Below are 14,353 nucleotides of genomic sequence, written 5' to 3'. Positions count from 1 at the left end.
ACTTAAAAAAATTAGCTATGCAGCTTATCCAATACAAAAAATATATCGGCGCGGCCCTGCTCTGTCTGTGGCTGAGCAGCTGCTCCAAGGATTTTCTGAACGTGCAGCCTAACAACTTCATTCCGGAAGAAAGATTTTATAAGACCGACGAAGATGCCATCCAGGCGGTAACCGCCGCCTATCAGCCCTTACAGGTCATCTATAACGGCGCAGCCTGGCACCTGGGCGATATTATGAGTGATGATACCGACCTCGGTGGTGGTGGTGGCGGAGACGGCCTGGAGACGGCCGAATTGGACAACTTCAGCGTTACGCCTTTCAACCCGGTGGTAAGCCTCATGTGGAAGCAGTGTTATATCGGCATCTTCCGCGCTAACCTGGTCATCAATAAGATCCCGACTATCACCACGATCTCTGAGCCCATCCGCAAGCGGACAGTAGGAGAGGCCTATTTCCTGCGTGCCTACTATTACTACCAGCTGGTACGCCTGTTCGGCAAAGTACCGCTGATCACTACCGTACTTACCGACGCCGAATCCCGCCAGGTAGAGCGTGCAGAGATCAATCAGATATATGACCTGATCAAACAGGACCTGGCCAAAGCAGCCAACGACCTTCCCAACAACTACGGTGGAGACGACCTGGGTCGTGCTACCTGGGGCGCCGCCAAAGGCGTACTGGCCAGCGTATACCTGACCCTGAAAGATAAACCTAATGCCGCCACCACCGCCCGCCAGGTTATCGATGCTGGTATCTATCACCTCAATGATAACTACGGATGGAACTTCGACCTCCTACATGAGAACAGCGACGAATCCCTGTTCGAAGTACAATACCGTAATGGTGGCGAACAATGGAGCGACAACGGCCCCGGCCAGAAAATGAACTGTTTCTTCGCCCCCCGCGATCAGAACGTTGTACAGTCAGAAGGATATGGCTGGAACATCCCGACAGAAGACCTGGTAAGCAAATTTGAAAGGGATGGCAGCGGTAATATCAAAGATAAAAGGAGACCTGCCAGCATGTGGATGCCGGGTGATAAATTCGGCAACTATACACAGCCGGACAACCTCGTAGGTAGCCCCCGTGGATATAACATCCGCAAATACTTCGTACCGGCATCCAACACCTCCGGCGACGGTGGCGGATGGAGCTGCGCATTGAATGTACCGGTAATGCGGTACAGCGAAGTATTGCTGATCTACGCAGAGGCCGCCGGCCCTGGCGCTGGTAAGCCATATGTAGATGAGGTAAGGGCCCGGGCAGGATTAGACCCGCTGCCGGCCGGCCTCAGCGATGCTGCCTACCTCGAAAAAATATACCTGGAACGCCGCGTGGAATTTGCTTTTGAGATGCATCGCTGGTATGATCTGTTGAGACATCCTGATCCCAACTACTTCATTAATGTGATGAAAGCCTCCGGCAAAACCAACATTACTGCCAAACATCGGTTTATGCCTATACCGCAAGGAGAAAGGGATGTAAACTCCCGACTCACCCAGAACGATGGGTATTAAAAGCAGCCATTTAACACGTCGTGAACTAGAAAAGAAGCCCGGTGATCCGCATCACCGGGCTTTCCCTTTTTATCGTACAGCTGTGCTTTATCAACCGTTGTCAGCAAAACCGGGATATAAGGTCATCCCCCCGTCTACGAACAAGGTAGTGCCGGTTACATAGTCACTGTCATCGCTGGCCAGCCACACTGCCGCTTTCGCTACATCACTTACATCGCCGACCCTCCCGTAAGGGATCAGCTCAAGCAGCTTCGCCTCGTCTTCCGGCGTATCCCAGGCATCCGCATTGATACGCGTCTTGATAGCGCCGGGAGCAATACCATTTACCCGTATACGATGAGGCGCCAGCTCCTGGGCAATAGACTGCATCAGCAGTTTCACCCCTCCCTTACTGGCAGCGTAGTTAACATGCCCTGCCCAGGGTATCACCTCATGCACACTGCTCATACAAATGATCTTGCCCGCAGCTATCGACCGCTCCTTTATAACCCCTCTCCGGATGAACTCCCGCGCGGCCTCCCGGCAACAGAGAAACTGACCCGTGAGGTTTACCGCGATCACCCGGTCCCATTGCTCCAGCGTCATCTCTATAAAAGGCGCATCCTGTTGTATCCCAGCATTGCTGACCAGTATGTCAAAGGTGCCAAATTGGGCAATTATATCCGCAAAGAACTTCTTCACGTCCTCTTCCTTACTGACATCACATTGGTAAAGTATCCCCTCTCCACCGGCAATGCGTATACGTCCCAGTACAGCATCCGCACCGGCATAACTTTTATCGCTGTTATAGTTGATTACAACGGTAGCTCCTGCCAGCGCCAGCTTTTCGGCTACGCTAGCTCCTATACCGGCACTACTGCCAGTGACGATAGCTACCTGTCCATGTAGTGGTTTATCCATGTTGCCAGGTTTGATTATCGCGATATGGTCACAAAAAGCATACCCTCATCTACCACAATCGGGTAATTTTGTCATATTACAGGCTTTACCTACTTTCAATGTTATAACTCATATCCATTATGCAAAAGAAGATCGCTCATATACTGGAAGGAAAGGAGAAACATATTACGGAAACGGATATCGTATTGCAGCCACTGCCGCATAAGGACTTCAGGTTCGCTAATCCGTTCATCGTACTGCATCATATGAAACCGCAATATATCGCGCCGGGAGAGCAGGAGATGCGTCTGCACCCGCATCCCCATCGCGGGTTTGCGCCTGTTACCTTTATGTTGCAGGGAGAGGGTTACCATAAGGATAATGCAGGACATGATATGGTCGTTAAAGCCGGTGATGTACAGTGGATGTTTGCCGGCAGGGGTATCCTACATAGCGAAGGGCCTACGCCGGAGATGCTGAAAAAAGGTGGACATTACGAGCTGATACAGCTCTGGATCAATGCCCCCAAAGCAAACAAAGCAGATGCGCCTCATTACCAACACGTTACCAATGCACAACAACCGGCTGTGCTGTCAGCCCAAGGCGTTGACCTTCGACTGGCCTCCGGCCAGTTCGACGGACAACAGGGGCCTATCCATACTTATACACCCATCGTCAGCCTCTGTGGCACCCTAACTGCCGGAAGCACCATCCAACTGCCAGCAAAAGCCGGCTGGTGGACACTCCTGTATGTAGCACATGGGCAGGTGACCGTCCAAAATGACACACCGGTCGGAGCGTACCACCTGGTGATATTTGACAAGGAAGGCACCGATATTACTGTCACTGCTACCGCAGATGCCCAGCTGCTTTTCCTGTCGGGCGAGCCGATAGAGGAGCCCCTGGCAGTAAAAGATAATTTCGTGATGAACACACCGGAAGAGATCGAACAAGCGATCAGCGATGCAAAGACCGGTCAGTTCGGTACACTAGCCTACTAATACACCACAAGACCGTGCCGCCTGCCAGTGGCACGGCCACTTCCCCCCAAATCGCTACTGCGCAAATAGGGTAGGGAATACCCCCTTATCTTGCATACAGGTACGCATAGCGGGATCGTCAAAGGCCAAGCACCTGCTCCCATATTTGCTCATTGACCCATACGCCGGCAGCCTCGCTCTCTTGCCGAGTACGCAACGTCCGCTCCCCGGGATAAGAGACCTGCTCTCCGGCTCCCCCAGCGCTATGACGGGTATAATCGAGTATAGCGTCGATCAGCGCCTCGTGCATGTCCTCCCGGTGAATAGCAATAAAACATTGGGATACACCGTATTCCCGGCCATCATTGGTGATATCCCGCGTAGAACGGCCACCGCCTAATGCAGTCAGCAATATGTCTAACAGCAACGCCAGCCCCGATCCCTTCCAGTAACCTATCGGCAAGGCCCGCTTGGTCTGCCGGATCACGGCAGGATCAGCAGTCAGCTGCCCCTGCTCATCATAGCCTCCCGGAAAGGGCAATTGCTCACCACGCAATTCATATTCCTGCATCTTGCCAAAGGAATATTGCGACATAGCCATATCCAGCACCACATGCCCTTCCTGGCGGGGTACCGCAATAACCAGTGGATTGTTGCCCAATACAGGAGTACTGCCACCCCAGGCGGGCATACCGGCGATCGCATTGGTGAAACAGATACCGACACAGCCGGCATCAGCAGCCTGCCAGCCATAAGTACCACCACGCATCCAGTGGTTGTTGTTACGGATGGTCACACAGCCAATACCCTGGGTCTTAGCCAATGCCACCGCATGTTCCATACAAAGGGAGGCATTGTACATTCCGGGTCCCTGGCGACCATCCCACAGCGCAAAACCACCTTGCTGTGTTACCACTTCCGGACTGGCTGCCAGGTCTACAAATCCGTCACGCACCAGCTGTACAAATACCGGAAAACGGTTCAACCCATGAGAGTGTACCCCATCCCGGCTGTTGGCAGCAAATATACCAGCACAGCGGTCCGCTTTCTCTGTCGTAAAAGACAGCTCAAGTAATACACGCCTGAATTCGTTCTTTAATGTGTCAAATGGAATCCGCATCCGCTAACGATTTAATAATCAAAAATAAGGACCTGCTTTCGTATCTTTATGGCCAGGAAACAGTGTTACACACAAACTGTACCCGATTACCGGTACCGTCCCCATTGGAAAGCCCTCCCTATACAATCACGTATCACTTAGCTACCCCAAAAGGGTACTGGTGTGATCAACTGAAGATGGCCAACAATCACGTCGCACTGTCCATACCTTAAAACAGAAAACCCGTATTATCCTACATCGCATTTAAATTGCTGCACACCATGAATACCCGTCAGGAAATATCCACACTCGGTAAGGTCGTAGCCGGACTGCTCCTCATCGCCGCCTCCGTAGGCGCCCTGATGATACTCATCGGCTTCTGGCCCGATCGCATGCCACAGCCTGGTGAAAAGATCACCCGCTATCACTTCGAGTGGTTCAACGTCACCCTGATAGATACAACAGCGGCTAACAACGATACAGCGGCTGCCGGCTCACACCCCCCTACCGCCACAGCACCGCAAGTCAGCTTCATTGCCGATAGTACAAAAGCCTCCGACAGCACCGGCGCCGACAGTGCGTCACATGCCGCTGTCATATCCCCTGCACCTGCCCGCCACCCCGCCGCCCGCACCATGCACCTCAATACCATCCTGCTGGTACTGGTAGCCGCGACCGGATTCCTGGGCAGCATGGTACATATCGCCTCTTCCTTTACAAACTATATCGGCGCAAATGAATTCAAACGTAGCTGGATGTTGTGGTACTTTGTGAAACCCTTCACCGGCGCTGCCGTAGCAGTCATCTTCTATTTTGTATTCCGCGCCGGATTCCTCAACGTTGGCGATAACGGCGGTAGCATCAACCTCTATGGCATTATCGCACTGTCTGCCCTCTCCGGCCTCTTTACCGACAAAGCGACCCTTAAACTCGAAGAGATCTTCACCGTTATCTTCAAACCCAAAGACGATCGCCCCGATAAGCTGACAGAAGACTTTACCATCACCGAAGTAACGCCGCCCGTATTACAACAACAGGGCGAAAACATCGTTACTATCAAAGGCCGCTCCCTCGACAAAAAAAGGATCACCATCAAAATGGCAGATGACATCATCCCCGATCCTTCTTCTGGAGAAACCACCATCACTTTCTCCTACGAGATACCGCCTGCCAAAAAATCCATGAAAATCTGCAAACTCAGCGTGGCCGACGAACTGGGCAACGAACTGTTCTCCAACGACTTTATCGTCAAAGATGCAGGACAACCGGTGAACGAACCCGCATCCGCCGGCTAATAACCCACATACGCTCCCCTGCAATTCACAACGGCTGCAGGGGAGTTCCTCCGCTCCCTGCTCCGCTCATCCCGACCTGCTTTGACGCTTGCCGCATTCCTGCTATTTTTAACGGCATGTATTGTCGCCCATCACGCACACGTCGCTTATGCAACCTGCTATTACCAGCACTCGCATCGCTGTTTTCCCTGAACGCATATACGCAGTCTCCGGCCTCACAAAGCCCTGACCCGTCTACACCCTTGCTATATACCTGCCAGCGTACCAATGCACCACTCACCATCGATGGTAAAGGAGAAGAAACCGCTTGGCGACAAGCAGCATGGACCCTCGACTTCCAGGATATCGAAAGCAGTAAAAAACCCTTCCCCAATCTGCGTACCCGCGTAAAAATGCTCTGGGATGATCAATATCTCTACCTACTGGCAGATATAGAAGAACCGCACATATGGGCAAGACTGCAACAACATGATACCATCATCTATCATGATAACGATTTCGAAGTATTCATCGATCCCGATGGCGACACCCATCAATACTATGAACTGGAGATTAATGCCTATAATACCGTCATGGACCTGTTTATGCCCCGACCTTACCGCAATGGCGGCAATGCACTGTTGAACTGGGACGCAAAAGGGGTACGCACGGCAGTACATATAAACGGTACAATAAACAACCCTTCCGATATCGATAAGGGCTGGAGTGTGGAGATCGCTATCCCATTCCATACGCTGGGTTTTTACAACCAGTCTCCGGCTCCGCGCGATGGACAACTCTGGCGGATCAACTTCTCCCGCGTACAATGGGATACCGATATCCGCAACGGACAATATATAAAACGCCAGCAGGCAGAACACAACTGGGTGTGGTCCCCGCAAGGTATCATTGATATGCATGCACCTGAAAAATGGGGCTATCTCCATTTTTCACGTACACCGGCTGGTACCACTGCGCCCGTATTTCGTCTTCCGGAAGAAGCATTGATCAGCAAATACCTGTGGCAAGTGTATTACGGACAACAGACTTATCGTCGCAAACAACATCGATTTGCGACACAACTGTCTGCCCTGAATATACCTGCGACGATTACCGACAATGGCAAAACCTATCAACTGACGCTGGAAGCCATCAAAGATCAATACACCGCCACCCTGCAGGGTGGTAATATGCGTGACAAGATCAGCATCAATCAGGAAGGAAAAATATCACCTATAAAATAGCAGTTATGAACAAGCGCAACTTTCTCAAATCGCTGGGACTCGGCAGCCTGGCCCTGATACAACCTAAACTGCCTGTAGCAGCAGCTGCATCTTTAGCAGCACCCGCCCCTAAAGGCCGCCATCGTGTGTGGATCAACCCCTCACACCAGGATACCGAAGCCCAATTACAGGAACGTTATGCCGCCTACAAACGGGCAGGTATCAACGTGATCTATTTTGAGGAAGACAGCGAAAAACACTTCCGCGCCGCCAAAGCTAACGGCATACAAGCACATCGCTGGATGTGGACCATGAACCGCGGAGAGAAAGACCTGCTGGCCGCTCATCCCGAATGGTATGCACAAAACCGTAAAGGCGCTTCCTGCGCCAACCATCCCCCCTATGTAGACTACTATCGCTGGCTATGTCCCAGCAAACCCGAAGTAACCAACTACCTCCGGGATAAAGTAAAACAGATCGTATCCAAAGATTATGTCGATGGCATCCACCTCGATTATGTACGCTACTGCGATGTGATCCTCCCCGTCAATCTCTGGAGCAAATATGGCATCGACCAATCCAGAGAACTGCCCGAATACGACTTCTGTTACTGCGATACCTGCCGCCAAGCCTATAAGGCAGAACATAATATAGATCCCCTGGAAATGGAACATCCGGATCAAAGCCCTTCCTGGCGCAAGTTCCGTTACGACCGCATTACCAAGGTGGTGACCGCCCTGGCACAAGAAGCCAAACAACATAAAAAACCAATCACCGCAGCCGTATTTCCTACTCCCGAGATTGCAAAACGTATTGTAAGACAAGACTGGACCAACTGGCCCCTGGATGCCGTATGCCCCATGATCTATCATGGCTTCTATCGCGAACAGGTCAGCTGGATCGGCGACGCCGTGGCAGAAGGCGTGAAAACACTCAACGGCCGCTTCCCCTTGTATGCCGGACTGTTCCTGCCCGATTTCCAGGGAAAAAATGAAGATATCCGCCAGGGAGTACAGCTGGCACTGAAAAACGGCGCCGCCGGCGTCTCAATCTTCGGCGATCTCACCCCGGAAGTCTTACAGATTTTACAAACTACTGTCTGACAATAAAATACAACAACGGAAAATCCCCTATTTTTATAGGGATCATTCTTATTCGTTCATCATTACCTAAAAACATGTCTGGTATGAAGAATCTATTTGTTGCACTGTTAGGGACTGTCGCATTATATAGCTGTGCTGGCAACCCCGAAGGTAAGAAAGCCGAAACCAAAGACGCTGTGGCTACTACAGCCCCCACCACCGGCACCGAATTGAAAGTGGATACTACCGCCTCCAAAGTTGCCTGGCTGGGCAAAAAAGTAACCGGCAGCCACCACGGCGAGATCAGAATATCCGATGGCAGCCTCTTCATCCAGGATGGCAAACTGACCGGGGGCAAATTCACGATCGATATCAACTCCCTGAAGAATAGCGATATCACCGATGCGGAATACAAAACCAAATTGGAAACGCACCTGAAAAGCCCCGACTTCTTCGATGCCGCCGCACATCCACAGGCTACCTTCGAAATCACTGGCGTGAAAGACCTGGGTAACAACAAAGCCAATATCACCGGCAATCTTACCCTCAGAGGTGTTAGCAAAAACATCTCCTTTGATGCAGATATACTGGAAAATACCGGCTCCACACTCAAAGCCAAAGCCGATTTTAATATCAACCGGCATGACTGGGGTATCACCTATCCCGGTATGAAAGACGATGCCATCAGCAATGAGATCAACCTCAAAGTCGACCTCGTCGCTAAATCTTAATAAGACGACTGATAACATTCCAGGTCCGCATGAAGTATCATTTCATGCGGACCTGTTCTTTTTACCTCACGACTGCAGTCACATCGCTCCCACACCAACGCAGTTTTTACAAATTTTCTACCGCTCATTTCCTACCAAACTCCCTACCATAAACCATTTCAACATTGCGTATCTCCCACACTAACGCACTCACATAAACGTGTTATCGCTTGCATCTCTACTGGTACTGTAGTATATTGGGAATAGCAGAACATAAGAAGATCCTGATATACACGTAATGAACATAGCCCGGAACAGTGGCAGCACACCCTCCTGCAACCGCCGGAAGAACCCTGAATCTTATTTCATACCCAATCAGTTAAATTGATAAAACCTCAACACATGACAACCAAAACTACGTTCAAAAGGATAGCATTGCAGCTGCTATCCGCCTCCACTTGTTTGTTTCTCTGTTGCTGGCTAATGACCAAACCAGCATTGGCAGGTCCTCCCGCCAAGAAGGCTAAGGCAGCGAAAGCAGCCGTCGCAGATCCAAACAACCCCATCGCCGACATCCTCACCGCCGCCGAGTGGGATGTCATTTTTCCACATCGCTTTAATCCGGATGATCGTACCGGGGCAGGGACCCTGCCCACCACACCGGCTAAAGACTTTTATTCTTATGCCAACTTCGTAGAGGCTTGCAGAAGAATGGCCCAAATCAAACTGGTACTGGAACGCCGCTGTGGTACCGACTATTACCGCATTACCCGTACCGACAAAGCCACCGGCGTAACCACCGTCATGCGTACTGACCCTTCCTTCAACGATCCTACCTGGGCTAACCTCGCGATCGTAAAGGAAACATTGGACTACGCCACCTTCGCCAACGAAGGAGACATCAATACCCGCAAACGCGAGCTGATGGCATTCCTCGCCAACATCTCCCAGGAAACCACCGGTGGATGGCCTACCGCACCGGGTGGCCAGTTCGCCTGGGGCCTTTACTTCCGCGAAGAACAAGGATATGAAGGCACCACTAATATCGGCTACCGCGTAGACCACGCCATCTATCCCCCCGCTCCGGGCAAGTCCTATCACGGACGCGGTCCCATCCAGTTGAGCTATAACTACAACTACGGACAAGCCAGCGAATTCCTGTTCGGCGACAAAAACATACTGCTGGCCACTCCCGAAAAAGTAATACAGGATGGCGTGATCGCCTTCGAAACAGGTATCTGGTTCTGGATGACCCCTCAATATCCTAAACCTTCCTGCCACGATGTAATGATCCCTGGTAAATGGACACCCACACCAGCAGAAGCAGCAGGTGGTATCAAAGCAGGATTCGGTACAACCGTTAACATCATCAACGGTGGCGTAGAATGCGGCGGCGCTACGGAAAACAATAAAGTGCTGAGCCGTATCGCTCACTTCCAGCGCTATACCGGTATCAAACAGGTAAGCATGGAACTCAATGGTGGCAACAACACCGCCAACCTGGGCTGCGCCAACATGAAACGTTTCGCAATGGACCCTGCCGAATGTTCCCGCATCACCGCACTCACCTTCACCAAACCAACCAGCTACACCATCGCCACCACTTCCTTGTCGCCCATCGCTATCGAGGTAAGTAAAAACGATCCTTCCAATGAAGTAACCCAGATCGTGATCAATATCAACGGTCAGCGCTTCACAGGCACCACCGCACAGTGGACACCACCGGCTTATGGCAAATTCAAAGCCTATGCTGCCGGTGCCCGCGCTGGTAAGGATTCTGTAACCACTACCGTAGATCTCGTTATCTGGAATGACGTATCCTTCGAAGGTTGTACCAACCTCCCCGCATGGCAGGCAAAAGATTATACCACTGTTGGCAATATCGTATTGTACAACGGTAGCATCTACCGCAATAAATGGTGGGCAGGTGCAGCAGCATTACCCAGCGCAGCCGACCCTTGGGAATTACTGGGCGCTTGCAGCGGCGGCACCGGCAACCAATTACCGGTAGTGAATATCACCGCTCCCGCTAACAATGCCAGCTACAACGCACCGGCTAATATTACCATCAGCGCCAACGCCACCGACGCAGACGGACGCATCGCCAAAGTGGAATTCTTCAACGGCGCTACCAAATTAGGCGAAACCACCACCGCTCCTTACAACTTCACCTGGAGCAGTGTAGCCGCCGGCAACTACACCATCACCGCCAAAGCTACCGACGACAAAGGGGGTAGCCGCACCTCCGCAGCTGTAACCGTTGCCGTAAATGGCACCAACCCTGGCGGCGGCTGTGGCAGCATCGCCGTATGGGATGCCACCAAAGCATACACCGGCGGTCAACAAGCCGTATACAGCGGCAAGATCTACAAAGCCAAATGGTGGACACAGGGCGATCGTCCTGACCAGAACACCGGCTCCGGCAAAGCCTGGGAATATGTAGGCGATTGCGGCGCCGCCGCCCGCAGCTTCAACGAACCTACTCATATCGGCGACGATAACAACCAAACCATCAACGTATATCCCAACCCCGCCACCGGCTCCTCCATACAGGTAACCGTAGATGGTACACCTGGCGAACAACTGCAGATATCCTTACTGAATATCAAAACCGGTCAGCCTATCCTCCGCCAGGTACAAACCCTCGGCGTAAAAGGACAGGCCATCCAGCTCAATATCAGCCAGGTACCCGCAGGCACCTGGATACTTAACATACAACATGGCCAAAGCAAAAAAATAAGCACCGCCAAGATCGTAAGGGTACAATAACCCCCTTTTCGCTCACCTTCTTATCAAGGGCCGCCCCCCGATCTCACCGTCCGGGAAGCGGCCCTTCCTATAACATTCCTGTATCATTCCTATAGCATTCGTATAGTCATTGCATAAGCTAAGCCTATCCAAACTTATACAATGAGTATACAACAGGTATACCCCCAATATACCATGCCTATACCTTGACTATACATTGCTTATACAACGCTTATACAATGCTTATAGAACGCTTATACATCCTATAAGCAATAAGTACATAACTTTCTAATTGTCAGTATATTATGACTTTACTAAATCAGTAAAAAAAGCCCCTCTCTAACCGTATTAATGACAACCCCAAAAAGGGAAGCCCCTCTGAGAAATATCCAGAGAGGCCTTTCCTCAAGCATAGCTGTACCGGCATCATCGCCCGTACCCGTATATCGTCAAATAATAATCATTGCTTCCATATCTTAAACACCTTCGATCCCTTACCGTCAAACACTTTAATGAAATGCAAACCAGTATCCGGCCCCTCCAGCGAAAGCCGTCCACCGCTCACCAGTATCGTCTTCAGCAAACGCATATCCGGACTGAATATCTGCCTCGTCATAGTCTCCTTGCCCGCCGTCACTCCATACAGCGATAACAGTCCGTTTGTCAGATTGGGATATAACTGCATATCGCCGGCCGTCCCTCCTTCCAATGTAAATAAATGAACTTTTTCATTGCAGTGGGGTTTAAATAGTAACAAAACAGAATGCTCAGTTAGTCAGAGAATAAGGGCTTTTCCTATTTAGCTCAATACAGATATTGCTATACTAAAAATTACACCTTTCCAGGTAGCAGCAGCATCCTACAATCATGTGATTTGAATGCTGAATGATAGCATGTACAAGATGGCATATTCATTGATCAGTACTAAAGAAACAGCTATATGAACAGATGGACAATGCCGCTGATCTGCTCCTTTCTGGCAGCGCTTAATGCCTGTCAGCCGAAAGGAGATCACAACGCCGGAAATAGCGACAGCACACATATTACAACACCGGCAAAAGATACTGCCGCTACCACGGAAGTCGCCCACGCAGCAAGCCGGGAGATCACTGTTGGTAAACATTCCGTAGGTATCGCCTTCCAGTCAAAAGAAGACAATGGACAATCACTCCCCGAAACCCAGTTGACCGTGAAGGTCAACGGACAAGAGATCCTGCATAAAAAATACACCGCCATGTTCAGCTTCCTGGATAAAAACAGTTTCCAGCAAACAAATCCCATTCCTAAAGATGCAGACATCGTGCTGGCATGCGGAGGCGAGTTCGCCGAAACAGGCAGCTTCCTGTATATCAAACAGGAAAAAAATGGCTGCTCCATTTACGAACTGCTGACCGGGCAATCCGATAACAGCAAGAACACACCTACCTTGCTCAAAACAGTGAAATAACCTTCCACTTACATGTAATCCTCCAGATACATGATCACGAATACCTTCTTTCCGCTAGCACGGGGAGAAGGTTTTTTTGTGTACATTTAAATACCACCATTTCCATTCATCAACTTGCATAACCAACGTTTCACATCCCAACAGATCACTACCGCCATCTTTGCCGCCATCGTCAGCTTCGCGGCATATACTTCCATATTCGCCTATCGTAAAGCGTTTAACGTAGCACACTTCTCCGGGTATACCCTATGGGGCATGGACTTTAAAATTGCCCTCGTGATCACCCAGGTCATAGGCTATATGGCCAGCAAGTTTTACGGCATCCGTTTTATTTCAGAGATGAAAAGGATAGGACGGGGGAGGCTCATCCTATCGCTGGTAGGTATCGCCTGGCTATCATGGCTGTTATTTGCACTGATACCGCCACCATATAATTGCTGGTGCCTGCTGCTGAACGGCTTTCCGTTGGGGATGATATGGGGTATCGTATTCTCCTACATAGAAGGAAGAAGAACCACGGATATGATCAGTGCCGCCCTGGCCGTCAGCTTTATATTCGCCTCCGGCCTGGCTAAATCTGCCGCGCAATGGGTCATGAGTGCCTGGCAGGTATCTGAATACTGGATGCCCTTCACCGTAGGCGCACTGTTCCTGTTACCCCTCCTGTTATTTACCTACCTGCTGGAACGCCTGCCTCCTCCCGATGAAGAAGACAAACGCCAACGGGTAGACCGGCAGCCCATGCCACCAGCCGACCGGAAAGCTTTAGTACGTCGCTTCCTGCCAGGCATCGTCGCCCTTGTCATCATATATATCCTCGTTACCATACTCCGCGAAGTAAGAGACAGCTTTATGGCAGATATGTGGCGGGAATCCGGCGCCGCTTTCGTACCTGGTACCTTCGCCCGCACAGAAACAACCATCAGCCTCATCATCCTGGTACTCATCGCCGCCATGGTATGGCTACAACACAACTTCAAGGCATTCCTACTCGCACAGGGTATCATGCTGGCCGGCTTTATCATCGCACTGACCATTACCCTCCTGCACCAACAGCAACTGGTATCCATGTACTCCTGGATGATGCTGGCCGGATTAGGCCTGTATATGGTATACATCCCGTTCAACAGTATCCTGTTCGATCGTTTCATCGCCTCCTTCCGCATCGCTGGCAACGTTGGCTTTCTCATCTACATAGCCGATGCCTTCGGATACCTGGGCAGCGTAGCCGTATTACTGATGAAGACCTGGCAGTTCATCCGGGACGGATGGTTGCCCTTCTTCATGCAGCTGGTAATCCTTACCAGTATCACCGGTATTGCCGGGACCTTACTCTCCATCACCTACTTCACGCGCAAATACCGGCAGTAAAAACCATAGCTTTACATTTTATT

12 protein-coding genes are annotated in these 14,353 nt (G+C 50.9%); 9 read left to right on the top strand and 3 right to left on the bottom strand.

Translation table 11 applies throughout. The annotated features are described in order from the left end of the window. Nucleotides 1–17 precede the first annotated feature (17 nt). A complete protein-coding gene (locus tag KTO58_RS24945; protein WP_198315120.1) occupies nt 18–1,517 on the top strand; it encodes a RagB/SusD family nutrient uptake outer membrane protein in 1,500 nt (499 codons plus the stop codon). A 90-nt stretch (nt 1,518–1,607) separates the two neighbouring features. On the opposite strand, the gene KTO58_RS24940 is transcribed toward KTO58_RS24945, so the two are convergent. After that, complete coding sequence (locus tag KTO58_RS24940; RefSeq protein ID WP_095836801.1) at nt 1,608–2,417, bottom strand: SDR family oxidoreductase; 810 nt, start codon at nt 2,415–2,417, stop codon at nt 1,608–1,610. A gap of 119 nt (nt 2,418–2,536) precedes the next feature. On the opposite strand from KTO58_RS24940, the gene KTO58_RS24935 reads away from it, so the two are divergent. After that, complete coding sequence (locus KTO58_RS24935) at nt 2,537–3,397, top strand: pirin family protein (RefSeq protein WP_095836802.1); 861 nt, start codon at nt 2,537–2,539, stop codon at nt 3,395–3,397. A gap of 118 nt (nt 3,398–3,515) precedes the next feature. On the opposite strand, the gene yiaK is transcribed toward KTO58_RS24935, so the two are convergent. Further along, nucleotides 3,516–4,496 carry a 3-dehydro-L-gulonate 2-dehydrogenase gene (gene yiaK, locus KTO58_RS24930; protein ID WP_095836803.1) on the bottom strand — a complete coding sequence of 327 codons (981 nt, stop codon included), beginning with the start codon at nt 4,494–4,496 and terminating at the stop codon, nt 3,516–3,518. Between the two features lie 260 nt (nt 4,497–4,756). Between yiaK and KTO58_RS24925 the strand changes: the two genes are divergently transcribed. The 5 genes from KTO58_RS24925 (at nt 4,757) to KTO58_RS24905 (ending at nt 11,533) form a co-directional block, all read left to right on the top strand. Then, on the top strand, nt 4,757–5,770 hold the full coding sequence (locus KTO58_RS24925) for a hypothetical protein (protein ID WP_095836804.1): 1,014 nt from the start codon (nt 4,757–4,759) through the stop codon (nt 5,768–5,770). 116 nt (nt 5,771–5,886) lie between these two features. Beyond that, a complete protein-coding gene (locus KTO58_RS24920; protein WP_095836805.1) occupies nt 5,887–6,993 on the top strand; it encodes a carbohydrate-binding family 9-like protein in 1,107 nt (368 codons plus the stop codon). A gap of 5 nt (nt 6,994–6,998) precedes the next feature. Then, the gene (locus KTO58_RS24915; RefSeq protein ID WP_095836806.1) at nt 6,999–8,075 is read left to right on the top strand and encodes a family 10 glycosylhydrolase; all 1,077 of its coding nucleotides are present in this window, start codon (nt 6,999–7,001) and stop codon (nt 8,073–8,075) included. An 83-nt stretch (nt 8,076–8,158) separates the two neighbouring features. Continuing rightward, nucleotides 8,159–8,785 carry a YceI family protein gene (locus KTO58_RS24910; protein ID WP_157752751.1) on the top strand — a complete coding sequence of 209 codons (627 nt, stop codon included), beginning with the start codon at nt 8,159–8,161 and terminating at the stop codon, nt 8,783–8,785. 381 nt (nt 8,786–9,166) lie between these two features. Beyond that, a complete protein-coding gene (locus KTO58_RS24905; RefSeq protein ID WP_157752752.1) occupies nt 9,167–11,533 on the top strand; it encodes a glycoside hydrolase family 19 protein in 2,367 nt (788 codons plus the stop codon). A gap of 439 nt (nt 11,534–11,972) precedes the next feature. On the opposite strand, the gene KTO58_RS24900 is transcribed toward KTO58_RS24905, so the two are convergent. Further along, nucleotides 11,973–12,221 (bottom strand): T9SS type A sorting domain-containing protein, encoded by a 249-nt coding sequence (locus KTO58_RS24900; RefSeq protein WP_095836809.1) that lies wholly within the window; start codon nt 12,219–12,221, stop codon nt 11,973–11,975. Between the two features lie 231 nt (nt 12,222–12,452). On the opposite strand from KTO58_RS24900, the gene KTO58_RS24895 reads away from it, so the two are divergent. Together KTO58_RS24895 and KTO58_RS24890 are read left to right on the top strand one after the other, a co-directional pair. After that, entirely contained in the window at nt 12,453–12,959 is a 507-nt protein-coding gene (locus KTO58_RS24895) for a hypothetical protein (protein WP_095836810.1), read from the top strand. 114 nt (nt 12,960–13,073) lie between these two features. Then, complete coding sequence (locus KTO58_RS24890; RefSeq protein ID WP_225859908.1) at nt 13,074–14,330, top strand: DUF5690 family protein; 1,257 nt, start codon at nt 13,074–13,076, stop codon at nt 14,328–14,330. Nucleotides 14,331–14,353 lie beyond the last annotated feature (23 nt).

The organism is Chitinophaga pendula (genome assembly GCF_020386615.1).
GTDB lineage: Bacteria > Bacteroidota > Bacteroidia > Chitinophagales > Chitinophagaceae > Chitinophaga > Chitinophaga pendula.
Note: the sequence above shows the minus strand (reverse complement) of the source record. Positions and strands in the feature narration are given on the sequence as shown.